The following is a 24011-nucleotide window of genomic DNA, read 5'->3' on the forward strand; positions in this document are numbered from 1 at the left end:
TAGGCCGCGTTCGGCGGCGGCAAAGACATGGCGGCCCCGCGGAGGGGTCAGCGCGGCTTGATGGCCTCGATGTTCAGCGAGACGAGCGTGCCGTTTTCCTTGTCCATGTGGGGCATGTAGGCCTGCGAATAGTCGTCCATGTCGCTATGTTCGGTCTCGCGCCAATCCCAGAGCCGCGTTTCCGCGAAGCCCACGGCGCGCAGGTCGGCATCCAGCGAGTCCCGGTCGAAGATCATGCCGTGGAAATCGTACTCGTCCCTTTGCCCGCCGGTGACGAGGCCGCGCACGTCCTCGATCCCGCGCGCGAGCGTGCCCGACAGGTAAAGCCGGGCGGCCGCCGCGAAATCGGGCACCGCCAGCCTGAGCACCCCGCCCGGCGCCAGCACCCGGTGCCATTCGCGCAGCGCATCCATGTAGGTCTTGCGGCCGAAATGCTCGAGCACGTGGCAGGCATAGATCAGGTCAGTGCTTTCGTCGGGGATGAACGACAGATCCTCGACCCGGCCTACATGATCGACGTGATCGAGCGGCAGGGCATCGACGTGAAACCAGCCGGGAATGTGCTTTTTGCCGCATCCCAGGTGGATCTTGGTATAATCGGTCATCGCAAAAGGGTCCTTCGGCTCAGGCGGCGCTGCGGGCCGCGTCGTAATCGCGCAGGGTCCGGCGCAGGCCCTCGGCAAGACCGATGGAGGGGGTCCAGCCCATCGCGCGCAGGCGTGTGCTGTCCATCAGCTTGCGGGGCGTTCCGTCGGGCTTGTCTGTGTCGTGGACGATCCGGCCGGCATACCCCACGACGGCGGCGATCTCTCTCGCGAGATCGCCGATCGAGATCTCTTCGCCGGTGCCGACATTCACATGCGGCGCATCCGAATAGCGCCTCATGAGGAACACGAGCGCATCGGCTAGGTCGTCGGCATGCATGAATTCGCGCAGCGGCGTGCCGCTGCCCCACATCATCACCTCGTCCGCGCCCGTCTCACGGGCTTCGACGAACTTGCGCATGAGCGCCGGCAGAACGTGGCTGGTGGCGAGGTTGTAATTGTCGCCGGGGCCATACAGGTTGGTTGGCATGGCCGAGATGAAATCTGCGCCATGCTGCTTGCGATAGGCCTGGCAGAGCTTGATGCCCGCGATCTTGGCGATGGCATACCATTCGTTCGTCGGCTCGAGCGGCCCGGTCAGCAGCGCATCCTCGGCCATCGGCTGCGCGGCGTCGCGGGGATAGATGCAGGACGAGCCCAGGAAAATCAGCTTGGACACGCCGGCGGCATGGGCGGCGTGGATGACGTTCGCCTCGATCATGAGGTTGTCATAGAGGAAATCGGCCGGCGCGGTGTCGTTGGCGAGAATGCCGCCGACCTTGGCCGCCGCAAGGAACACCGCGTCGGGGCGGGTCCGGTCGAACCACGCCTCGACATCGGCCTGCCGTTTCAGGTCCAGCTCGGCCCGCGTTGCGGTGATGACCTCGCAGCTTTCCGATGCGAGCCTGCGACAGATCGCCGACCCGACCATCCCGCGATGGCCCGCGACGAAAACACGCTTGCCGGTCAGGTCGAACTCAGCCACGGCTGTTGTCCCGCCGGGCCTCGGCAAGATCGGATCGGGTCATTTCGGCGACCAGCTCGGCAAAGCTCGTGCGCGGCGTCCAGCCCAGCTTTTCACGGGCCTTGGTCGCATCGCCCAGCAGCGTCTCGACCTCGGCGGGGCGGAAATAGCGCGGATCGACCGATACGATCACACGCCCGTCTCGGTCGCGCCCGACCTCGTCGAGCCCCTCGCCCTCGAAGGTGATGTCGATATCGAGTTCGGCGGCCGCGGCCTTGACGAAATCGCGGACCGAATACTGCTGCCCCGTGGCGATCACGAAATCCTCGGGGGTATCCTGTTGCAGCATGAGCCACATCATCTCGACATAGTCGCGGGCATGGCCCCAGTCGCGCTTGGCGTCGAGATTGCCGAGTTTCAGTTCATCCTGTGTGCCCAGCTTGATGCGGGCCAGCGCGCGGGTGATCTTGCGCGTCACGAAGGTCTCGCCCCTCAGCGGGCTCTCGTGGTTGAAGAGGATGCCGTTGCAGGCATAGATCCCGTAGGCCTCGCGGTAGTTCACCGTGATCCAGTAGGCATAGAGCTTGGCCACGGCATAGGGCGAACGGGGATAGAACGGCGTCGTCTCGCGCTGCGGCGTTTCCTGCACAAGCCCGTAAAGCTCCGATGTCGATGCCTGGTAGAAACGGGTCTTGTCCAGCCCGAGGAAACGGATCGCCTCGAGCAGGCGCAGTGCCCCCATCGCGTCGGAATTGGCGGTGTATTCCGGTTCCTCGAAGGACACGGCGACATGGCTTTGCGCGGCGAGGTTATATACCTCGTCGGGGCGCGTGGTCTGGAGGATATGGGTCAACGACGAGCTGTCGGTCATGTCGCCATGATGCAGCACGAACCTGTCCTCTTGGCCCGGCGCACCTTCGAGCAGATGGTCGATCCGCGCGGTGTTGAACAGCGACGTGCGCCGCTTGACCCCGTGAACCGCGTATCCCTTGCCAAGAAGGAACTCGGCCAGATAGGCCCCGTCCTGACCGGTGATCCCGGTAATGAGCGCGGTTTTCACTGAATGACCTCCCGAAATGGCCTGTCGATCGTCTGTTCGAACGGATGCGTCCCTTTGGCGAGAAACGACGCCCGTCGCAAGACGGGCCCGACCCCGGCCGCCGCGGGATCGACATATTTGCACCGGCACACTTGTTTTCATGGCCTCTTTTCGCGCAGGCTGATCCCATGAGCGAGGAGTCGCCGATGATTCATCCCATCCTGTTATGCGGCGGTTCGGGAACGCGCCTTTGGCCGCTGTCCCGCAAGAGCTATCCCAAGCAGTTCGTGCCGCTGGTGGGGGACGAGACGCTGTTCCAGGCTTCGGCGCGGCGCCTGTCGGGGCCGTCCTTTGCGCCTCCGGTGATCCTGACGAATGCCGATTTCCGGTTCATCGTGACCGAACAGCTTGCCGCGGCCGGGATCGACCCCGGCGCCGTGCTGATCGAGCCGTCGGGGCGCAATACCGCGCCCGCGGTGCTGGCCGCGGCGCTTTGGCTCGAACGATCCGACCCCGAGGCGATGATGCTTGTCGCCCCCTCGGACCATGTCATCCCCGATGCCGGCGCGTTCCGCGCGGCGGTCGAGGCGGGGATGGCGGCCGCGCGGGCGGGGCGCATCGTGACCTTTGGCATCTCGCCCGACCGGCCCGAAACCGGCTATGGCTATCTCGAGCTCGACGCGGCGCCGAACGGCGAGGCCGCGCCGCTCAGGCGGTTCGTGGAAAAGCCCGACCGCGCCACGGCCGAGGCGATGCTGGCCGAGGGGCGGTTCCTGTGGAACGCCGGCGTGTTCCTGTTCTCGGTGCGGGCGATCCTCGATGCCTTTCGCACCCACGCGCCCGAGCTCGTGCCGGGGGCGGCCGAGGCGGTCGAGCGGGCGCGGCCGGACCTGGGCTTCTTGCGGCTCGATCCGGCGGCGTGGGACGGGTTGCCTGACGTGTCGATCGACTATGCCGTGATGGAGAAATCCGATGCGCTGTCGGTCGTGCCCTTTGCCGGCGGCTGGTCCGATCTGGGCGGCTGGGACGCGGTCTGGCGCGAGACCGGGCCCGATGCCGACGGCGTGGCAAGCTCGGGCGAGACGACCGCCATCGAGTGCCGCGACACGCTGCTCAGGTCCGAAGATCCGGGGATCGAGCTGGTGGGGATCGGCTTGCGCAACGTCATCGCCATCGCCACGCCCGACGCCGTTCTCGTGGCCGACAGCTCTTGTGCGCAGCAGGTGAAAGAGGCCGTCGCCGCGCTCAAGGCCAAGGGCGCGAAGCAGGCCGAGAGCCTGCCACGCGACCACCGCCCCTGGGGCTGGTTCGAGAGCCTCGCCACCGGCACGCGGTTCCAGGTGAAACGCATCGTCGTGCATCCGGGCGCGGCGCTGTCGCTGCAATCGCACCACCACCGCTCCGAGCACTGGATCGTCGTCGAGGGCACCGCCAAGGTCACGGTGAACGACGAGGTGCGGCTCGTGACCGAGAACGAGAGCATCTATATCCCGCTCGGCGCGACTCACCGGATGGAGAACCCCGGCAAGCTGCCGATGATCCTCATCGAGGTGCAGACCGGGGCCTATCTCGGCGAGGACGATATCGTGCGTTACGAAGACGTCTACGCCCGAAGCTGAGCGCCCCCCTTACCGCTGGCGTTCACGCCAGTCGGGCGCGATCCAGGGCGCGCGGTCGTCGCGGGGCAGGGGCGTGCGACCGAGGATGTGATCGGCCGCCTTTTCGCCCACCATGATCGACGGCGCGTTGATGTTGCCGTTCGTGATCCGCGGAAAGATCGAACTGTCGGCCAGCCGCAGCCCCTCGACCCCGATGACGCGGCATTCGGGATCCACCACCGCGCCCGGATCGTCGCGCCGCCCCATGCGGGCCGTGCCGCAGGGGTGATAGGCGCTTTCGGCGTGGCGCGCGATGAAGGCGTCGAGCGCGGCATCGTCGCGCACATCCGCGCCCGGCTGGATCTCGTGCTTGTAGAAGGGCGCGAAGGCATCTTGTCCGAAGATCTCGCGTGTGAGCCGGATGCAGGTGCGGAAATCCTCCCAATCCTCGGGATGCGACATGTAGTTGAAGGCGACGCGCGGCGCGTCGGCCGGATCGCCCGAGGCCAGCCGCACCTCGCCCCGCGATTTCGATCGCATCGGCCCGACATGGGCCTGGAAACCGTGCCCCTCGGCCGCGGCCTGCCCGTCATAGCGCACCGCGATGGGCAGGAAGTGGAACTGGATGTCGGGATATTCGACGCCCGCGCGCGACCGCACGAAGGCACAGCTTTCGAACTGGTTCGAGGCCCCCGGCCCGGTGCGCGTCAGCAACCAGCGCGCGCCGACCCAGGCCTTGCCCCACGGATTCCAGTACTTGAACAGGCTGACCGGCTGGCTCGCGGCGGCCTGCACGTAAAGCTCCAGGTGGTCCTGAAGGTTGGCACCCACGCCCGGACGGTCGGCGCGCACCTCGATGTCATGCGCGCGCAGGTGATCGGCCGGCCCGATCCCCGACAGCATCAACAGTTTGGGCGAGTTGATCGACGAGGCCGACAGGATGACCTCGGCGCGGGCGCGCACGATCTCGCGACGGCCGCCGCGCTCGATCTCGACGCCGATGGCGCGGCCGTCCTCGAACACGACACGCCGGGCCATGGCGCGGATCATGTCGACCTTCTGGCTTTTCAGGGCCGGGCGCAGGTAGGCGTTGGCCGCCGACCAGCGGCGGCCTTTCCAGACCGTCATCTCGAACGGGCCGAACCCTTCCTGCTTTTCGCCGTTGTAATCGTCGGTGGTCTCGAACCCGGCCTGCCGCCCCGCCTCGACGAAGGCGCGCACCAGCGGGTTTCTCATCGTCCCGCGCGAGACATGGAGCGGGCCGTCGCTGCCGCGCCAAGCCGCGTCGCCGCCATGGCCGCCATCGTGCCACGACTCCATCCGGCGGTAATAGGGCAGCACGTCGGCATAGGCCCAGCCATCCGCCCCCATCTCGGCCCAGGTGTCGAAATCGCGGGCATGGCCGCGCACAAAGACCATCCCGTTGATCGAGGACGATCCGCCCAGCACCCGGCCGCGCGGCAGGGCAAGGCGCCGCCCACCCAGGTTGGGTTCGGGTTCCGAGCGATATCCCCAGTCGTAGCGCGCCATGTTCATCGGGAATGACAACGCGCCCGGCATCTGGATGAACGGCCCCCAGTCGCTGCCGCCGGTCTCGATGACCAGCACGCTGCGGCCGGCCTCGGACAGGCGATAGGCCATGGCGCATCCGGCGCTGCCCGCGCCGACGATCACGTAATCGGCCTGCATCAGAAGGGCGCCTCCACGTCGCCCATGCGGACATAGACGGATTTGAGCTGGCTGTAGTGCTCGATGGCGGCGCGGGCGTTTTCGCGACCCACGCCCGACATCTTGACCGCGCCGAACGGCACTTCGACGGGGGCGTCGTTGTAGCTGTTGATAAAGCACGACCCGGCACGCAGGGCGCCGATCACGCGGTGCGCGCGGCTGATATCGCGGGTAAATACGCCCGCAGACAGCCCGAAGGGGGTGGCGTTGGCGCGCGCGATGGCGTCGGCCTCGTCGTCGAAATCCAGAACCGCCATGACCGGGCCAAAGATCTCGTCCCTTGCGATGGTCATGTCGTCGGTCACATCGGCAAAGACCGTGGGTTCGATCCAGTATCCGGGCCGGTCGAGCCGGGTGCCGCCGCAAACCAGCCGGGCGCCCTCGTCTCGGCCCTGCGTGATATAGCCCATCACCTTGTCGGCCTGCGTCGCGCTGACCATGGGGCCGAATGTCGTCGCCTCGTCCATCGGGTCGCCCATGACGGCGCCCCGCACCCGTTCGGCCAACCGATCGAGAAAGCGCTCCTTCACGCCGCGCTGCACGAAAACGCGGGTCCCGTTCGAGCAGACCTGGCCCGACGAGTAGAAATTGCCGAGGATCGCGCCGCCCACGGCGTTGTCGATATCGGCATCGTCAAAGACCAGCATCGGCGACTTGCCGCCAAGCTCCATCGTGACGTGCTTCATCTCGGCGGCCGCGGCGGCATAGACCCGCTTGCCGGTGGGCACCGATCCGGTCAGCGACACCTTGGCTATGCGCGGATCGGTGGCCAGCCGCGCCCCGACCATGCCCATGCCCTGCACGACGTTGAAAAGCCCCGCCGGCGCACCCGCCTCGAGCAGGATCTCGGCCACCTTGAGCGCGGACAGGGGCGTCGTCTCGGACGGCTTGAACACCATCGCGTTGCCGCAGGCGAGCGCGGGCGCGGCCTTCCAGCAGGCGATCTGCGTGGGGTAGTTCCATGCGCCGATACCTGCGCAGACGCCCAGCGGCTCGCGGATCGTGTAGGCCCAGTCCCCGCCGAGCGGGATATGCTCGCCCGTCAGCGTCCCGGCGAGCCCACCGAAATATTCCAGCGCATCCGCCCCGCTCGTGGCGTCCGCGACCAGCGTTTCCGACAGCGGCTTGCCGGTGTCGTAGGTCTCGAGCTCGGACAGCTCGCGGTTGCGCGCGCGCATGATCCGCGCGGCATCTGTCAGGACGCGGCCCCGCGCGCGCGGCGACAGAGCCGCCCATTCGGCCTGCGCGCGCGTCGCGGCGTCGAGCGCGGCGTCGATCACGGCGTCGGTGGCGGCATGGACGGTCGCGATGGGCGTGCCGGTCGCGGGATAGATCACGGCGATCTCGTCGCCCGCCTCATCCTCGAGATAGCGCCCGTCGACAAAGTGGCTGGCAGTCGGTTGGCAGATCATTACGTCCTCATTCGCCGCGCGGGAAACGCGCGCGGTCTTCGACTTCGTTCAGGTCCATGTGGTTGCGCATGTACCGCTCGGACGCCTTTTGCAGCGGCTGGAAATCCCAGGGATACTGGCCGCCCTGCTGCAACGCCTCGAGCACGATCCAGCGCCGCGCCTGGCTTTCGCGCACCTCGGCGTCGAAACGGTCGAGATCCCAGATCCCGGCCGCGCGCCGTCGGAAATCCTCCAGCACCTCGGCGGCGTCATCGCCTTCTGCAAGGTTCACCAGCTCGTCGGGGTCGGCCTCGAGATCGAAAAGCTGATCGGGGTCGAGCGCGCATCGCGTGAATTTCCACCGCCCTTCGCGCAGGCAGACCATCGGCGCCTGCGACGCCTCGGCGGCGTATTCCATACGCACGGGGTTGCGCCGCGCGGCGCCCCGCGCGACCGGCACGAGGCTTTCTCCCTCGGTCCAGGGGGCAATTTCGGCCATCGAGATGCCGGCGAGCTCGCAAAGCGTCGGACAGACGTCGATGGTCGAGACCGGATCGGTGACGAGCCCCGGCTCGAGCTCCGGCGCGGACACCATCAGCGGCACGCGCGATGAGCCCTCGTAAAAGCTCATCTTGAACCACAGCCCGCGCTCGCCCAGCATGTCGCCGTGATCCGAGACGAACAGCACGATGGCCTCTTGCCGGGTGCGTTCCAGCGTATCGAGGATCTCGCCGATCTTTTCGTCGAGATAGCTGATATTGGCGAAATAGGCGCGGCGGGACCGGGCGATGTCGTCGTCGGTGATGTCGAAGGACCGCCAGTCGTTCGCGTCGAAGATCCGCTTGGAATGCGGATCCTGCGCGTCATAGGGGATCGCGCCGACGCGGGGCGCAAGGTGATCGCAATCCTCGTAGAGATCCCAGAACCGCCGCCGCGCGACATAGGGGTCATGCGGATGGGTGAAGCTCACGGTCATCATCCACGGCCGCGGATCGAGCCCCCGCGACAGGTCGTAGAGCTTGCGGGTCGCGTGATAGGCGACCTCGTCGTCGTATTCCATCTGGTTGGTGATCTCGGCCACGCCCGCGCCGGTGACGGAGCCCATGTTGTGATACCACCAGTCGATCCGCTCGCCGGGCTTGCGGTAATCCGGCGTCCAGCCGAAATCGGCCGGGTAGATATCGGTGGTCAGCCGTTCCTCGAACCCGTGAAGCTGATCGGGCCCGACGAAATGCATCTTGCCCGACAGCGTCGTCTGGTAGCCCGCGCGCCGCAGGTGATGCGCATAGGTCGGGATCGAGGACGCGAACTCGGCCGCGTTGTCATAGACCCCGGTGCGCGAGGGAAGCTGGCCGGACATGAAGGCCGCGCGCCCCGGCGCGCAGAGCGGCGAGGCGGTATAGGTGTTGCGGAACCGCACCGACCGTTCGGCGAGGCGCCGCAGGTTCGGCGCGTGAAGGAACTCGGCCGGGCCGTCGGGAAAGAGCGTCCCGTTGAGCTGGTCGACCATCAGGATCAGGATGTTGGGGGCGGTCATGGAACCTCTCGCAGCATGTCGTCGAGCGTCGCGAGCACATGCGCTTCGGACTGCCCGGAATCGGTCCGCGGCGTGCAGGTCGCGCGGATGTAGAAGCCGTCGATCATCGCGCCGATCCGTTCGGCCGCGGCGGGGGCGCGCGCGCCGACCAGCGGCCTGAGCGCATGGGTCAGGTTGGAGCGCAGCCGCGCGTGGTAGATCGCCAGCAGCCGCCGCGCTTGCGGGGCGCGATAGGCGAAGACGTAGAAGTTCAGCCAGGCCGACACGGTCTCGGCGCCGAAGTTCTGCGGGCCGAAGCTGGCCCGGACGATGGCGCGGGCACGTTCGCGCGGGCCGTCCGCTTCGGCCACGGCCTGGCGCACCGATGCGCCGTACTGGCCCAGCACATGGCGCAGCGCCTCGAGCAAGAGCGCGTCCTTTCCGCCGAAATAGTGGAACGCGAGCGCGGCCGACATCCCGGCACGCTTGGCGATGCGGCCCACGCTCACGTCGAGCGACCCCGCCGCGCCGATCTCGGCGATGGCGGCGTCGATCAATTCGGCCTTCCGGCGCGTCTCGACGGGTGATTTTCCCGGTAATCTGGATACAAGCGTTGCCATCGGGAACGATGTATCATTTAATTGACCGATCAATCAACAAGCGAACACGCTGACTCACCCAGGGAGCTACACCATGAAGCCAGTCCTTTCCGTCTCGATCCTCGCGCTGCTTGCCGCCGGGGCCGCCCATGCGGCGGCCAACCCCGAATGCAGCGAGGTCAGCTTTTCGGACGTGGGATGGACCGATATCACCACCACGACCGCCGTGGCCAAGCATGTCCTCGAGGGTCTGGGCTACGATGTCGAGGTCAAGGTCCTGTCGGTGCCCGTGACCTTTGCCTCGCTCGGAAACGACGATATCGACGTGTTCCTCGGCAATTGGCTGCCGTCGCAAACCCAGGCGATCCAGCCCTATCTCGATTCGGGCGAGATCGAGCAGGTCGCGGTCAATCTCGACGGCACGAAATACAACCTCGCCGTGCCGACCTATACCTACGAGAAGGGCCTGCAAAGCTACGACGACCTCGCCGAGTTCGCAGACGAGCTCGACCAGACGATCTATGGCATCGAGCCGGGCAACGAGGCGAACGCCTATATCGTCGGGCTGACCGAGCAGAACGCCCATGGCCTCGGCGAGTTCGAGGTTCGCGAAAGCTCGGAGCAGGGGATGCTGGCGCAGGTGCGCCGCGCGGTCGACGACGAGGAGGACATCGTGTTCCTCGGCTGGGAGCCGCACCCGATGAACGCCAATTTCGACCTGCGCTATCTCGAGGGCGGGCAGGATTTCTTTGGCGGGCAGGGGCAGGTGCATACCGTGACCCGCAAGGGCTTCGTCGAGGAATGCCCGAATGTCGGCGAGCTTCTCAAGCAGATGAAGTTCACGCTGCCGATGGAGAACGAGATCATGGGCAAGATCCTCGATGACGGGATGGACCCCGACGAGGCGGCGCTGGAATGGCTCCAGGCCAACCCCGGCACGGTCGATCCGTGGCTCGAGGGCGTGACCACGCTCGACGGCGAGCCGGGCCTGCCGGCCGTCAAGGATGCGCTTGGCCTCTGATCCGAACCGGCACGGCGGGGGTGCGACCGCCGCCGTGCCATCCACATCGCGGACCCGGCCCTTTCGTCCGGGCCGGCGCATGGCCCGGCATGGGCCATACACGCCCAGGCGCCGCGCCGAACCTTTCCCGCGCCCCGAGACAGGACCATTCGCCCCGTGACATGGCTGACCGATCACAAGATTCCCGTTGGCGACGCGGCGGAAGTCGTCTTCGACTGGATCACCGATAACCTGAGCCTCGTGCTCGACGCGATTTCGGACGGGATGGAGGTGATGATCGACGTCATCCTCCTTGTCCTCCAGGGGCCGTCCGGGTCGCAGGGATGGTGGCCCTTTCTCGTGATCGCGGTCTTCATCGCGATGACCTGGGCGCTGCAACGGAACTGGAAGACCTGCCTCTTCGTGGGGCTCGGCTTCCTGTTCATCCTCAACCAGGATTACTGGGAGGAAACCACCGAAAGCCTGACGCTGGTGCTGTCGGCCTGCGTGGTCTGCATGGCCATCGGCGTGCCCATCGGCATCGCCGCGGCGCATCGCCCGCGGCTCTATGCGTGGCTCAGGCCGGTGCTGGACCTGATGCAGACCTTGCCGACCTTCGTCTACCTGATCCCGGCCATCGTGTTCTTCGGCATCGGCATGGTGCCGGGACTGCTGGCCACCGTGATCTTCGTGCTGCCCGCCCCGATCCGGCTGACATGGCTGGGCGTGTCGTCCACCCCCGAGTCGCTGCTCGAGGCCGCGCGGGCCTTCGGCGCCACAAACCGGCAGGTCCTGTGGAAGGTCGAGCTCCCTTCGGCCTTTCCGCAGATCATGGCGGGGCTGAACCAGACCATCATGCTGTCGCTGTCGATGGTCGTCATCGCGGCGCTGGTGGGTGCCGACGGGCTGGGCGTGCCGGTGGTGCGCGCGCTGAACCAGGTGAACACCTCGCTCGGGTTCGAAAGCGGCTTCGTCATCGTGGTCGTGGCCATCGTGCTCGACCGGATGCTGAACGTGGGAGCCCGGAAATGAGCGATCCCGCGGTCCGCATCGACAATGTCTCGATCGTCTTCGGCGATCATCCCGACGAGGCGCTTCCGCTCATGGACGAGGGGCTCGACCGGGGCGAGATCCAGTCGCGCACCGGGCAGGTGCTGGGCGTGCACGATTGCTCGCTCGACGTGGCCTCGGGCGAGATCGTCGTGCTCATGGGGCTGTCTGGCTCGGGCAAATCCACCCTCCTGCGGGCGGTGAACGGGCTGAACCCCGTCGCGCGCGGCCGGGTCGAGGTGAATGACGGCGAGGGCATGGTCGACGTGACCCATGCCGATCCCAAGACCCTGCGCCGCCTCCGCACGCAGCATGTCGCCATGGTATTCCAGCAATTCGGCCTGCTGCCCTGGCGCACGGTGCGCGAGAATGTCGGGCTCGGGCTCGAACTGGCCGGCTGGCCCAAGCGCAAGATGGCCGAGCAGGTCGAGACGCAGCTTTCCATGGTGGGCCTGTCGGAATGGGCCGACCGCCGCGTGGCCGAACTGTCGGGCGGGATGCAGCAGCGCGTGGGCCTGGCGCGCGCTTTTGCCACCGACGCGCCGATCCTGCTCATGGACGAGCCGTTCTCGGCCCTCGACCCGCTGATCCGCACCAAGCTGCAGGACGAGTTGCTCGAGCTTCAGCAGACGCTCAAGCGCACGCTGATCTTCGTCAGCCACGATCTCGACGAGGCGTTCAAGCTCGGCAACCGCATCTCGATCATGGAGGGCGGGCGCATCATCCAGACCGGCACCCCGCAGGACATCTTTCGCGATCCGCGCAACGACTACGTGGCCGAGTTCGTACAGCACATGAACCCGCTGGGCGTGCTGCGGGCGCGCGACCTGATGCGCCCGGCAAACGGGGCCGAACGGCCCGAGGCGCTGATCGACGCCGACAGCCTGGTCCGCGACCATATGGAGCGGCTGATCGGCACCGACGCGCCGATGGGCGTCGTCGAGGGCGACCGTTTGCTGGGATTGCTGGACAAGGACGCACTGCTGGCGGGGCTGGCCGATCCGGGCGGACGCCGCGAAAACGGGTGATCGGGCCGCGCCCGGCCGTTCACGGGTGGGAAATCCGGGCAATCGGTCCTATATGACGGGGACAGGCGCGCAGGACGCGCCCGCCCGCGCTTGACGCGGCGCCGCAATCCGCAACCGACGCAGCCCCCAGAAGGAGACCGCATGATTCGTTACGGCACCCACCCGATCGCATGGAGCAACGACGACGACCCAACCCTCGGCACCGCCGATCTCGACCGTATCCTGACCGAAGCCGCCGAGATCGGTTTCGCCGGCATCGAGAAGGGCGCAAGCTTCCCCGACGACCCCGACGCGCTCAAGGAAAAGCTCGGCGCGCACAAGCTCGACCTGGCCACCGCGCCCTCGGGCCTTCGCCTGCTGGAGCGCAGCGCGGATGACGAACTGACCGCGCTCAAGCCGGTCATCGACCTTCTCAAGGCGATGGATGCCAAGGTGCTCGTCGCCTACGAGGCCTCGAACGAAATCGCCTCCGACGACGCCAAGCCGATCTCGGCCCGCCCGACGCTCGCCCCCGAGGATTTCTCCTCGTTCGGGCTGAAGCTCGAGCAGCTCGCGACCGCGCTGGCCGACCAGGGCCTGACGCTGGCCTACCAGCCGCATATGGGCACCGTGGTCCAGACCCCCGACGAGATCGACCGCCTGATGCTCGAGACCGGCCCGAACCTCAAGCTGTGCTTCGACAGCGGCCATGTCTATTTCGGCGGCGGCGATCCGGCGCAGGTGCTGACCCGGCACCTGCCGCGCGTGGCGCATGTCCATTTCTCGAACATCCGGGTGCGCGAACTGACCCGCGCGCGGATGGACGACACCTCGTATCTGGGCGCCATCCGCAAGGGCGTCTTCACCGTTCCCGGCGACCGCGACGGATCGGTGGATTTCCGGACCTGCATGAACCTTCTCACGGCCTCGGGTTTCGACGGCTGGGTGGTGGTGGCGGCGGGCTGCAATCCCGAACGCAACGATCCCGCCAAGGACCAGGCGCTCGCGCTGCGCACGCTCGAGGCCCTGTCGGGCAACGAACGCAGCGCCGCCTGAGCGCGCAACGATACCGTACGTCAAGGGGCCCCGCGGGGCCCCTTTTTCGTGGCCTCAGCAGGTCAGGACCGCGACGCTCTGCCATCCGATCGACAGGACACCGTTCTCGATCGTGGCGGTGCCGTCCTCGGTCGAAAAGATCACCGACCACTCGCCCTCGGGCAGGGTCATCTTGTCGTCGTCGCCGCCATTGATGACGATCAGCGCGACTTCGCCCTCCTGCTCGAGCCGCATGGCAAAGACGGCCGCCTCGTCGGCCCAGTTCTCGTCCGACATCGCCGTGCCGTCCGAACGCAGCCAGCTCACCGCCGGGGCGCTGGCAAAGCGCGTCGGGCGAAAGGCGGGGTGGTCGCGGCGCAAACGCGTCAGGGTGGCGACGGTCTCGGCCAGGTCCTCGCGCCCGGTCTCCCAATCGGTCCAGCCGATCTCGTTGTCCTGGCAATAGACGTTGTTGTTGCCGCCCTGGCTGTTGCCGTTCTCGTCCCCGGCCAGGATCATCGGCACGCCCCGGCTCAGGATCAGCGTGGCGAGCATGGCGCGGGCGCGCCGCTTGCGCGCGGCGATGACGTTCTCGTCGTCGGTCTCGCCCTCGACCCCCATGTTGTCGCTGAGATTGTTGTCGTGGCCGTCGCGCCCGTCCTCTCCGTTCGCCTCGTTGTGCTTGTCGTCGTAGCTGACCGTATCCCACAGGGTGAACCCGTCATGCGCCGAGATAAAATTGACCGAGGACGTGGCCGGACGGTTGGAATGGTCGAACTGCACAGGGCTGCCCGAAAGCCGCTCGGCCAGCGCGCCCTTGGTGCCCTCGTCGCGCCGCCAGAAGCTGCGCACGTCGTCGCGGAACTTGTCGTTCCACTCGCGGAAGGGCCAGGGAAAGCCGCCCACCTGGTAGCCGCCTTCGCCGACATCCCAGGGCTCGGCGATCAGCTTGACCGAGCGCAGGACCGGGTCCTGCCGGATCGCGCCGAAGAAGGTGCCCTCGCGCTCGAACCCGTCACCCTCGCGCGCCAGCGTCGATGCGAGGTCGAACCGGAACCCGTCGACCCGCACGACCTCGACCCAGTGACGCAGCGAATCCAGCACCATCCGCAGCACCATCGGATGCCCGACATCGAGCGTGTTGCCCGTGCCGGTCACGTCGTAGCAATGGCGCGGATCGTCGGGCGCGTTCAGGTAGTAGCTGAGATTGTCGATGCCGCGAAAGCTGAGCGTCGGTCCCAGCTCGGAGCCTTCGCAGGTGTGGTTGTAGACCACGTCGAGGATGACCTCGATCCCGGCCTTGTGGAACCGCCGGACCGCGTCCTGCATCTCCTTGAGCTCGCCGGTGGCGAGATAGCGTTTTTCGGGGGCAAAGAAGTTGAGCGTGTTGTAGCCCCAGTAATTCGACAGTCCCTTCTCGAGAAGGTGCCCATCCTGAAGATAGGCATGGACGGGCAAAAGCTCGATCGCGGTCACGCCGAGCTTGAGCAGATGCTCGATCACCGGGTCGGAGGCCAGCGCGCGGAACGTGCCGCGATCTGCCTTGACGACGCCGGGATGCTTCATGGTCAGGCCGCGGGGATGGGCCTCGTAGATGACGGTCTCGGCCCAGGGGGTCGAAAGCGCGCGGTCGGCATCCCAGTCATAGGTCGGGTCGGTCACGATGCCCTTGGGCACATGCTGCGCGGTGTCGCGGTCGTCGAAGCTCAGGTCGCCCTCGCCGGGCTTGTAGCCCAAAAGCGCATCGGTCCAGGCCACGTCCCCGTCGAGCTGGCGCGCATAGGGGTCGATGAGCAGCTTGTTGGGGTTGAACCGATGGCCGGCCTCGGGCGCGTAGGGGCCGTGGACACGGTAGCCATAGCGTTGCCCGGCCTCGATGCCCGGCACGTAGCCGAACCACACGCCGCCCTCCATGTCGGGCAAGGCCATGCGCGTCTCGGCGCCGTCGGCGTCGAACAGGCACAGCTCGACCTTTTCGGCGTGATCGGAAAACAGGGCGAAATTGGTGCCACCGGCATCGGGTTCGGCACCCAGCCGGTCGGGGCGGGCAAGGCTCGCGTCGAAGCGGCGTTCGGTCATTCCGGGCTCTCTCCAGGGAAATCGCCCACCGCGCACCATACACAGCGGGCCACGCGCGAAACGCGGGGCGCGCCGGGTTGTTCCGCGCGCGCCTCCCGCGACCGGCGGGCCGGGGCGCTCCACCCCCGGTCTTCTCTTTCCAAATACCCATGCCCGGCCTGCCACCGGGCGCAGGCGGTCAGTCGGATAGCCCCACGGCCCGCCGGATTCCCTCGTCCCTGAGCGAGATCTCCTCGCCGAGCCAGGGGTCGGCCTCGGGGCCGCACATCCATACCAGCGCCCGCGCGGGCCATTCGGGCGGGACGTGGTCGGACCAGTCGAGCTCGGAGACGCGGTTGCGCACGCCGCTGCCCTTGATGGCGCGCTGCATGTCGGTGGCGACCGTTCCCGGCGACAGCCCCATGACGCGCAGCCCGCGCGGCCCCGCCTCCAGATGCGCCGAGCGGGTCAGCATCGCGGCGCCCGCCTTGGACGCGCAATAGGCCGACCACCCCTCGACCGGCCCGTGCGCCGCGCCCGAGGACACCGTCAGCACGGTTCCCGCGCCCTGCGCGATCATGCCGGGCAGCACCGCGCGCATCCCGTGGAACGCGCCCTTGAGGTTGATGTCCACGAGATGCCCCCAGCGGTCGGGGTCGGCCTCGTGCAGGGGGGCGATGGGCGCGATCACGCCGGCATTGTTCACCAGCACGTCCAGCCCGCCGAAGGCCGCGCGGCAGGCCTCGGCGGCGGCCTCGACCTCCCAGAACCGCGATATGTCGCAGGGGATGGCCAGCGCCCGGTCGGCGCCGATCTCGCCCGCGATGGCGGCGATCTCGTCGCGGCTGCGCGCCAGCAGGGCGACCCGTGCGCCCGCCGCGGCAAAGGCGCGCGCCGCGGCCGCCCCGATCCCGCGGCTGGCCCCGGTTATCATCGCCACGCGCCCGTCCAGATCCGCCATCGCTCTTTCCTCTTGCCCGGTCAGCCTCTTCGACCCCAAGCCTAGACCCTCGAACGGGGGGCTGGCCATCCCGCTTGACGGCAGGCGATCTTGGCACATCATGGCCGGGTTCCCGGTTTTCGGAAGGTCCGCCATGTCACTTCGCCTCGTCCTTGCCGCCGCGATCTGCGTCGCGGCCGCCCTTCCCGCAGCGGCGCAGGGGCTGACGCCGGATGCGCTCTGGCGGTTGTGGCAGGCCGGGGGCGGCGTGACGCTCCAGGCGGGCGAGGCGCGCGAGGATGGCGGGGCGCTGCTTCTCGAGGATGTCGTGCTGTCGGTGGGCGACGGGGGCGACGCAGCCCGGATCGCGCTCGACACGCTGCGCCTCTCGCCCGAGGGCGAAGCCGTGCGGATCGTGCCCTCGGACACCGCGAGCCTGACCGTGCCCGGACCGCGCGCGCCCGTGACCGGCACCATTGCGGGGCTCGCCGGGGGCGAGGTTCTGGCGCGGCGGACGGGCGACCAGGTCGCCTATTCGCTGGCCCTGCCGCGCATGACCGCCGCGCTCGAGGGGCTGGGCGGCCCTGCCGCGGACCGCCCCGGCGCGGCGGTGCTGACCGTCGACGATCTCGACGCCACGCTGACGCCCGGTGCCGATGGCGTTCTGGCCGTCACGCTCGACGCCGCGCGGGTCGCGGCGGATGCGACCTCGGGCGCCGATCGGTCGTCCTACAGGCTCGGCTACGACGACGTCTCGGGGCGGTTCACCGGCACGCCGGCGGCGCTGTCGGCGGTGGCCGGCGGCGGCGCGCTGGCCGCGACGCGGCCGGTCGAGATCGAGGTGACGCGCGGGCCCGGACGGCTCGAGGCCACCATGCCCGATGGCGCGACGCCCGAAACCTTGCGGATCGAGTCGGATGAGGCCGGCATCTCGCTCACGGCCCAGGACGGGCGCGCGGCCTACGAAGGGCGGATCGGCGCGACCCGGATCGGCGTTCAGGGCGGGGTTCCGAGCGGTGCGCTGTCCCTGAGCTTGGGCGGTGCGCGCATCGCCACCGATCTGCCGCTGCTGCCCGCGGACGATCCGCAGGACGCGTCGCTCTCGTTCGAGATCGACGCGCTGATGCCGGGGCCGCAGGTCTGGGCGCTGTTCGACCCGCAGGGTGCGCTGCCGCGCGACCCGGCGCGGCTCGTGCTCGATCTGTCGGGCGACGTGATGCTTGCCGAGCCCCTGGCCGCATCGGGCACGCGCGCCGGGCCGCCGCGCGCCCTGTCGCTGACGATCGAGCGGTTCGAGTTCGGGGCGCTGGGCGCGCAGGTCACGGGGCAGGGCGCCTTTGCCTTTGCCGGAACGCCCGGACCGGGGCAGCCGCTGGGCCGGCCCACGGGCGAGGCACGGGTCGAGGCGACCGGGGTAAACGCGTTGCTCAACACCCTGTCGCAGACCGGAATCCTGCCCGACGGTCCGGCGCTGGGCGCGCGCATGGCGTTGGGGTTCTTCGCCCGCGCCGGCGAGACGCCCGACAGCCTCGTGTCCGAGTTCAGGATCGGCGAGGACGGGAACATCCTGCTCAACGGGAACGTCGCGGGGCAGTTGCCCGCGCCCTGAGCCCCCTCGCATCGGCACACGCGGGGCTTTTCGGCTTGCGCTCGGCCCAGCCGTCTCTACCTCTTGCACAGCGCGCAACCTGCCGGAGCCTCATGTCCCATTCGCTGCACGACCTGTCCGCCGCCCTTCTGGACGCCGCTCGCGCGGCCGGTGCGGATGCCGCTGACGCGCTGGCCATACGCGACGCCTCGATCTCGGTCGACGTGCGCGGCGGCGCGCTGGAACAGGCCGAGCGGTCGGAAAGCACCGAGATCGGCCTGCGCGTCCTGATCGGGCGGCGGCAGGCCTGCGTTTCGGCCTCGGACCTGACCCCCGAGACGATGCGCGCCATGGCCGAGCGCGCGGTCGCGATGGCGCGCGAGGCGCCCGAGGATCCGGGCGCGGGGTTGGCCGATGCTGACGATCTTGCCAGCGACCTGTCGGCGGATGCGCTGGAACTTGTCGATCCCGCCCCCGAGCCCGACCCCGCCACGCTCGAGACCATGGCCCGCGAGGCCGAGGCCGCCGCCCGCGCGGTGCCGGGCGTGACGCAGGTCGAGGCCGCGTCGGCGGGCTGGGGATGGCGCGAGGTGCATCTTGCCGCGACCAACGGCTTTGCCGGCGGCTATGCCCGCACCGGGTCGTCGCTGGGCTGCTCGGCGATCTCGGGCGAAGGCACCGGGATGGAGCGGGACGGCCGCTATGACGGGCGGGTGTTCGCCTCGGATCTCGACACGCCCGAAACCATCGGTCGCGAGGCCGGAGAGCGCGCCGTCGCCCTTCAGAACCCCCGGCGACCCAGAACGGGGGCCTATCCGGTCATCTTCGACGAACGCATCGCTTCGAGCCTGATCGGCCACCTGCTGTCCGCGACCAACGGATCGGCCATCGTGCGCGGGTCGTCCTGGGCACGCGACCTGATGGGCCAAGAGGTGCTCCCCCGTGGGCTCGACCTGGTCGAGGATCCGCGCCGCCCGCGCGTGTCGTCCTCTCGCCCTTTCGACGCCGAGGGCTTGCCCACCGCGAAACGCGCCATTGTCTCGGACGGGGTGCTCATGGGCTGGACGCTCGACCTGTCCTCGGCGCGCCGGCTCGGGATGCGCTCGACCGCCAGTGCCAGCCGCTCGCCCGCTGCCGTGTCGAGCCCCTCGGTGACGAACGTGACGCTGACACCGGGCGAGGTGGATCGCGCGGGCCTCATGGCGCAGATGGGCACCGGCCTGCTGGTCACGAGCTTTATCGGCGCCACGATCAATCCCAATACCGGCGATTACTCGCGCGGCATCTCGGGGTTCTGGGTCGAGCGGGGCGAGATCGCCTTTCCCGTGAACGAGGTCACGCTTGCCGGCAACCTGCGTGACATGCTGCGCCACATGGTGCCGGCCAACGATGCACGCCCGCACCTGTCCCGGCGCGTGCCGTCCCTGCTGGTCGAGGGCCTCACCCTCGCGGGAAGCTAGCGCCATGTCGGCCGCCGATCTCGCCCTGCTGATCGACGCGGCCCTGATGGCGGGCGACATCGCGCATCGCCACTGGAAGGGCGATCCCGAGACGTGGATCAAGCCCGACGACAGCCCCGTGTCCGAGGCCGATATCGCCGTCGATACCGCGCTGCGCGACGCGCTGACCCATGCGCGGCCCGGCTACGGCTGGCTGAGCGAGGAAACTCCCGACACGCCCGACCGGCTGGGCGCGCGGCACTGTTTCGTGGTCGATCCCATCGACGGCACGCGGTCCTTTCTCGAACGGCAGGCCACATGGGCGCTGTCGCTGGCCGTGGTCGAGGACGGGCGGCCGACCGCGGCGGTGGTGCACCTGCCCGCGCGCGGCCTGACCTATACCGCCGGGATCGGGTTGGGCGCGACGCTGAACGGCGAACCCATCGCGGTCTCGCGCCACGCGACGCTCGGCGGGGCCACGGCGCTCGCCACCCGCGCGACCTTCAGCGGCGCGCATTGGCGCGCCGGGCCGCCGCCGGTCAGGCGCGTCTACCGCTCGTCGATGGCCTATCGCCTGTGCAAGATGGCGCAGGGCGGGGCCGATGCGATGCTGACGGTGATGCCGGCCTGGGAATGGGACATCGCCGCCGGCGTGCTCATCGCGTCCGAGGCGGGCGCGGCGGTGACGGACCGGCTGGGGGACGAGCTTCGCTTCAACTCGGCCGGGCGCCGGACCGAGGGCGTCGTCGCCGCCAATGCCGCGCTGCACGCCCGGCTCCTCGACGCGCTGGCCTGAGCGGCCCGCGCCGCACGATTGGACGGCCGCGGCCGGAGTGCTAGAGGAACCCCGCAAGAAGGAGCGAGCCTATGACCCAACGCCTGCATCTCGTATTCGGCGGCGAACTCACCGATCCGTCGCGGAACGTGTTCAAGAACGTCGCGGATATCCACATCGTCGGCATGTATCCCGACTATGCCTCGGCCTTTGCCGCCTGGAAGGGCGAGGCGCACAAGACCGTCGACAACGCGCATATGCGCTATTTCATCGCCCATATCCACCGGCTGCGCGACGAGGAAAGCGCGGCCTCGCCGACCGAGGAACTGGGCTGACCCCCCCACCCGCAATGGCGCTGTCGCTCGCGCGGCTGCGCGAGCGGCTGGGCGGCGCGCGGCCGGCCGACGGGGTCGAGCCGGTGCGCCCTCCGGGCCCGTTGCTCTGGGTGCATCTCGGCGCCGGGGTCGATCCGCTCGGGATCGAGCTTGTGCTGAACGACCTGCGCGACCGCCACCCGACGCTCGCGCTGCTGGGAACGGGCGGGGCCGGGGCGCCCCCGCCGCCGCCCGACCGCAGCGGCCCCGTGCGCCGCTTTCTCGACCGCTGGGCGCCCGACGTGATCCTGTGGACCGGGGCGGACGCGTTCCCGACCCTGTGGTCCGAGGCGCTGGCGCGCAACATCGCGCAGGCCGCGGCCGAGATCGATACAGTCCCGCATCGGCTGGCGCTTGTGCGCGACCTGCACCGGTTCGACGCGGTGTTCCCGCTGCGCGCGGACCCGCGGCTGGGCATCCCCGAAATGCCCAGCGGGCGGCTCAGCACCGTGCCCTCGCCGCCCGGTGCCGATCCCGACGATGTCGAGGAAATGGCTCGATCGCTGTCGAACCGGCCGGTCTGGCTGGCGCTCGACGTGCCCGACGCCGAGATCCCGACCGTGCTCGATGCCCATGCCGTCGCGTCGCGGCTGACGCATCGGCTGCTTCTGGTGCTGGTGCCCGAACGGGTCGAGACAGCGCGCGAGGCGCTTTTCGGCGGCGGCTGGCTGTGGTCGGCCCGCGACGAGGTCGGCACGCCCGAGCCGTCGGACCAGGTCTTTCTGGCCTGCGACGCGGCCGAGCGGGGCCTGTGGCTGCGGATCGCGCCCATCACCTATCTCGGCGGCAGTCTTGCCGGGCCTGGCCCCGCCTCGTCGCCCTATGCGCCGGCCTCTCTCGGGTCGGCGACGGTTCACGGCCCGGCGGTGGCGGGCCACGAACGTGCCGTCACGCGGCTGCATCGCGGCCGCGCGGCGCTGCGGATCGAGGGGGCCGGGCAGCTTGCCGCCGCGGTCGAAGAACTGCTGAACCCCGACCGTGCGGCGCAGATCGCCCATGACGCCTGGGCGGTGACGAGCGACGGCGCCGAGGTCTCGGCCCGCCTGCTCGAAACGCTCGACGATCTCGTCGACGGGATCGCCCTGCGATGAAGCCGCCCGCCTTCTGGTCGCGCCCTCCAGAGGCGCCGGGCTGGCAGGCGCGCGCGCTCGCGCCGCTCGCGGCGCTCTACCGCCGTCAGACGGCGCGGCGCGTGGCGGCGGCTGGCGCGACGGTCGGGCGGCCGGTGATCTGCGTGGGCAACATCAACGCGGGCGGAACGGGCAAGACGCCGACCGTGGTGGCCGTGCTCGACAGGTTGCAGCGGCTCGGGATCGCGGCCCATGTCGTCAGCCGCGGTTATGGCGGGCGGGCCGTGGGCGTCGTCCGCGTCGATCCCGCGCGCCACGCTGCGGCCGATGTCGGGGACGAGCCGCTGATGCTGGCCGCCTTTGCGCCCGTCTGGGTGGGGCGCGACCGCGCGGCGGCAGCGCGCGCGGCGGTGGATGCGGGGGCAGGGGCGATCGTGCTCGACGACGGGTTCCAGAGCCCGGCGCTGCGCCGCGACCTGTCCATCGTCGTGGTCGATGCGCATGTGGGGTTCGGCAACGGGCGGGTCATCCCGGCCGGCCCCCTGCGCGAGCCGGTGGCGGCGGGGCTGGCGCGTGCGGACCTGCTGCTCAGCATCGGCCCTTCCGAGGCGCAGGAGCGGTTCACCCGCGACTGGCCCATCGCCTCGGCAATCACGCGCCTGCGCGGCGCGCTCGAGCCCTTGCAGACCGGCATGACATGGGGCGGCCTGCGGGTGCTGGCCTTTGCAGGGATCGGTCGACCCGAAAAGGCGTTCGACACGATGCGCGGCCTGGGGATGGATGTCGTGCGGACCGTCGCGCTGGCCGATCACCAGCCGCTGACGACCGCGCTGATGATGCGGCTGGAACGCGAGGCCATGCAGGCCGGCGCGCAGCTCGTCACGACCGAAAAGGACGCGGTGCGCCTGCCCGCGTCCTTCCGCCACAAGGTTCTGTTCGTCCCGGTGCGATTGCAGATCGACGACCCGGCGCCGCTCGACACGGCGCTCGGGCGGCTGTTCGCCTAGCTGTCCTCGCCGAGTTTCTCGTCGAGCACGGCCGAGAAATCGGCATAGCTCATGTTCGAGTACTTTTCGCCGTCGATGATGAAGCTCGGCGTTGAGGTGATGTCATGGGTCTCGGCGTTGCGCTCGAAATTCCGGACCAGCGCCTCGGCCTTGGCGCCGTCGCCGAGACAGGCATCTAGCTGTTCGTCGGTCAGGCCGGCGGTCTTGCCCACCGTCTTGAGGTTCGCGGCGATCTCGGCCGGCTCGCCCCGCGCCCATTCGCGTTGACGTTCGTAGAGCAGATCGGCGATCCCGAAATAGCGATCCTCGCCCCCGCAACGCGCGACCATCCCGGCCCAGAGGCCATAGCGGTCGAAATAGACCTCGCGATAGGTGAACTCCACCTTGCCGGTGTCGATGTAATTCTCTTTCAGCTCGGGAAAGACGATGTCGTGGAACGTGCCGCAATGGGGGCAGGTGAACGAGGCGTATTCGATCACCTTCACCGGCGCGTCGGCATCCCCGAGCGTCATCTCGGCGATCTCGACATCGCCGCTTTCCGCGGTCTCGTCCGCCTCTTGCGCGGTCGCGCCAAAGGGGGTCAGGTCGTTGCCCGGCGCGGCGGGCTGGAGCATGTACCAGCCGCCGCCGATCACGGCGGTGGCGGCGAGGATCGCGAGGGGGGTGCGGGTCATCATCGGGTCACTTTTCTGTTCGGGATTTCGTGAGGACGGTGCAGGCGAGACGCTCGAGCGCGTCGCGAAAGGCGGGGTCGGACACATCGCCCACAAGGTCGCGGGCCGCGCGGATCTGCGCCTCGTCCGGGGGGCGGGGCTCTCGGGCCGGGGGCGGGCGGCCCGTGATGTCGAAGCCCGCGCCATCCTCGCCGAACCCGATGGGCGCGGTCTGGGTCACGAGGATGCGCGCGATGGCGTTGTAGCCGTAGGCCGCGTTGATCCGGTCGCGCAGCGGCTCAAGCTGCATCTGCACCATGGGCGCCTGCGCCCCCGAGGTCAGCAGGCGCAGCGTGCCGCCCTTGCCGCGATGGCCGTATTTAACCTCGACCGGGCGGGCGATCGCGGCCAGCGCGGGGCCCGCGATCTCGTCCCAGTGGGTCAGCACCCGCGACACGGCGAAACCGCGCCCTTCGCCGACGCGGCGCACGGTGACGGACACGAGATCGGCGGCGCGCACGGCGCGCTTGCGGAATGTCCGGGTCTTGGGCGTGCGGCTGGTCATCCGTGTCAATCTACGGTCTGAAGCGCCATGA

Annotated in this window: 22 protein-coding genes; 11 read left to right on the forward strand and 11 right to left on the reverse strand. The window is 69.0% G+C overall.

Annotated elements, in window-relative coordinates; genetic code table 11:
• Positions 1-47: 47 nt before the first annotated feature.
• Genes E2L08_RS11950 through gmd form a run of 3 tightly spaced genes read right to left on the reverse strand, consistent with a single transcriptional unit; the run spans position 48 to position 2608 of the window.
• Positions 48-605, reverse strand: coding sequence for a class I SAM-dependent methyltransferase (locus E2L08_RS11950; RefSeq protein ID WP_133397323.1), 558 nt, complete (start codon positions 603-605; stop codon positions 48-50).
• 19 nt (positions 606-624) lie between these two features.
• Positions 625-1569, reverse strand: coding sequence for a GDP-L-fucose synthase (gene fcl, locus E2L08_RS11955; protein ID WP_276321530.1), 945 nt, complete (start codon positions 1567-1569; stop codon positions 625-627).
• Positions 1562-2608, reverse strand: a complete 1047-nt coding sequence (gmd, locus tag E2L08_RS11960; protein ID WP_240758219.1) for a GDP-mannose 4,6-dehydratase — start codon at positions 2606-2608, stop codon at positions 1562-1564. Before gmd ends, fcl begins: the two co-directional genes overlap by 8 nt.
• A 185-nt stretch (positions 2609-2793) precedes the next feature.
• On the opposite strand from gmd, the gene E2L08_RS11965 reads away from it, so the two are divergent.
• Positions 2794-4206 (forward strand): mannose-1-phosphate guanylyltransferase/mannose-6-phosphate isomerase, encoded by a 1413-nt coding sequence (locus tag E2L08_RS11965; protein WP_133397325.1) that lies wholly within the window; start codon positions 2794-2796, stop codon positions 4204-4206.
• A gap of 9 nt (positions 4207-4215) precedes the next feature.
• Here E2L08_RS11965 and betA read toward each other — a convergent pair whose 3' ends face one another.
• From betA to betI, 4 genes are read right to left on the reverse strand one after another with little or no spacing between them, the layout of a single operon-like run.
• A complete protein-coding gene (betA, locus tag E2L08_RS11970; protein ID WP_133397326.1) occupies positions 4216-5874 on the reverse strand; it encodes a choline dehydrogenase in 1659 nt (552 codons plus the stop codon).
• Positions 5874-7325 carry a betaine-aldehyde dehydrogenase gene (gene betB, locus E2L08_RS11975; protein WP_133397327.1) on the reverse strand — a complete coding sequence of 484 codons (1452 nt, stop codon included), beginning with the start codon at positions 7323-7325 and terminating at the stop codon, positions 5874-5876. The genes betA and betB overlap by 1 nt, the downstream gene beginning before the upstream one ends.
• A 7-nt stretch (positions 7326-7332) precedes the next feature.
• Positions 7333-8841: a choline-sulfatase gene (gene betC, locus E2L08_RS11980; RefSeq protein ID WP_133397328.1), complete on the reverse strand. Its 1509-nt coding sequence runs from the start codon at positions 8839-8841 to the stop codon at positions 7333-7335.
• On the reverse strand, positions 8838-9440 hold the full coding sequence (gene betI / locus E2L08_RS11985) for a transcriptional regulator BetI (RefSeq protein WP_133397329.1): 603 nt from the start codon (positions 9438-9440) through the stop codon (positions 8838-8840). Before betI ends, betC begins: the two co-directional genes overlap by 4 nt.
• 73 nt (positions 9441-9513) lie before the next feature.
• Here betI and choX point away from each other — a divergent pair, with 73 nt between their 5' ends.
• From choX to E2L08_RS12005, 4 genes are all read left to right on the forward strand, one after another.
• A complete protein-coding gene (gene choX / locus E2L08_RS11990; protein WP_133397330.1) occupies positions 9514-10440 on the forward strand; it encodes a choline ABC transporter substrate-binding protein in 927 nt (308 codons plus the stop codon).
• Between the two features lie 156 nt (positions 10441-10596).
• Positions 10597-11451: a choline ABC transporter permease subunit gene (gene choW / locus E2L08_RS11995; protein ID WP_133397331.1), complete on the forward strand. Its 855-nt coding sequence runs from the start codon at positions 10597-10599 to the stop codon at positions 11449-11451.
• Complete coding sequence (gene choV, locus E2L08_RS12000) at positions 11448-12497, forward strand: choline ABC transporter ATP-binding protein (RefSeq protein WP_133397332.1); 1050 nt, start codon at positions 11448-11450, stop codon at positions 12495-12497. The genes choW and choV overlap by 4 nt, the downstream gene beginning before the upstream one ends.
• A gap of 141 nt (positions 12498-12638) precedes the next feature.
• Positions 12639-13532: a TIM barrel protein gene (locus E2L08_RS12005; RefSeq protein ID WP_133397333.1), complete on the forward strand. Its 894-nt coding sequence runs from the start codon at positions 12639-12641 to the stop codon at positions 13530-13532.
• A gap of 54 nt (positions 13533-13586) precedes the next feature.
• Here the strand turns inward: E2L08_RS12005 and glgX are convergent, their stop codons facing one another.
• On the reverse strand, positions 13587-15590 hold the full coding sequence (gene glgX / locus E2L08_RS12010) for a glycogen debranching protein GlgX (RefSeq protein WP_133397334.1): 2004 nt from the start codon (positions 15588-15590) through the stop codon (positions 13587-13589).
• Positions 15591-15768: 178 nt separating this feature from the next.
• Entirely contained in the window at positions 15769-16530 is a 762-nt protein-coding gene (locus tag E2L08_RS12015) for an SDR family oxidoreductase (protein ID WP_133397335.1), read from the reverse strand.
• 133 nt (positions 16531-16663) lie between these two features.
• On the opposite strand from E2L08_RS12015, the gene E2L08_RS12020 reads away from it, so the two are divergent.
• From E2L08_RS12020 to lpxK, 6 genes are all read left to right on the forward strand, one after another.
• The gene (locus E2L08_RS12020; RefSeq protein ID WP_168771136.1) at positions 16664-18118 is read left to right on the forward strand and encodes a DUF2125 domain-containing protein; all 1455 of its coding nucleotides are present in this window, start codon (positions 16664-16666) and stop codon (positions 18116-18118) included.
• 92 nt (positions 18119-18210) lie between these two features.
• Positions 18211-19557, forward strand: coding sequence for a TldD/PmbA family protein (locus E2L08_RS12025; protein WP_133397337.1), 1347 nt, complete (start codon positions 18211-18213; stop codon positions 19555-19557).
• 4 nt (positions 19558-19561) lie between these two features.
• Positions 19562-20332 (forward strand): 3'(2'),5'-bisphosphate nucleotidase CysQ, encoded by a 771-nt coding sequence (locus E2L08_RS12030; RefSeq protein ID WP_133397338.1) that lies wholly within the window; start codon positions 19562-19564, stop codon positions 20330-20332.
• Positions 20333-20403: 71 nt separating this feature from the next.
• Positions 20404-20646 carry a DUF4170 domain-containing protein gene (locus E2L08_RS12035; RefSeq protein WP_133397339.1) on the forward strand — a complete coding sequence of 81 codons (243 nt, stop codon included), beginning with the start codon at positions 20404-20406 and terminating at the stop codon, positions 20644-20646.
• A gap of 14 nt (positions 20647-20660) precedes the next feature.
• Positions 20661-21776, forward strand: coding sequence for a 3-deoxy-D-manno-octulosonic acid transferase (locus E2L08_RS12040; RefSeq protein WP_133397340.1), 1116 nt, complete (start codon positions 20661-20663; stop codon positions 21774-21776).
• Positions 21773-22762, forward strand: coding sequence for a tetraacyldisaccharide 4'-kinase (lpxK, locus tag E2L08_RS12045; protein WP_133397341.1), 990 nt, complete (start codon positions 21773-21775; stop codon positions 22760-22762). Before E2L08_RS12040 ends, lpxK begins: the two co-directional genes overlap by 4 nt.
• Here the strand turns inward: lpxK and E2L08_RS12050 are convergent.
• Together E2L08_RS12050 and E2L08_RS12055 are read right to left on the reverse strand one after the other, a co-directional pair.
• A complete protein-coding gene (locus E2L08_RS12050; RefSeq protein WP_168771137.1) occupies positions 22759-23439 on the reverse strand; it encodes a DsbA family protein in 681 nt (226 codons plus the stop codon). The two genes, lpxK and E2L08_RS12050, sit on opposite strands and share 4 nt — an antisense overlap.
• A gap of 4 nt (positions 23440-23443) precedes the next feature.
• Entirely contained in the window at positions 23444-23980 is a 537-nt protein-coding gene (locus tag E2L08_RS12055; RefSeq protein ID WP_133397343.1) for a DUF721 domain-containing protein, read from the reverse strand.
• Positions 23981-24011: the final 31 nt, after the last annotated feature.

This window comes from Palleronia sediminis (genome assembly GCF_004358695.1).
Classification (GTDB): Bacteria; Pseudomonadota; Alphaproteobacteria; order Rhodobacterales; family Rhodobacteraceae; genus Palleronia; species Palleronia sediminis.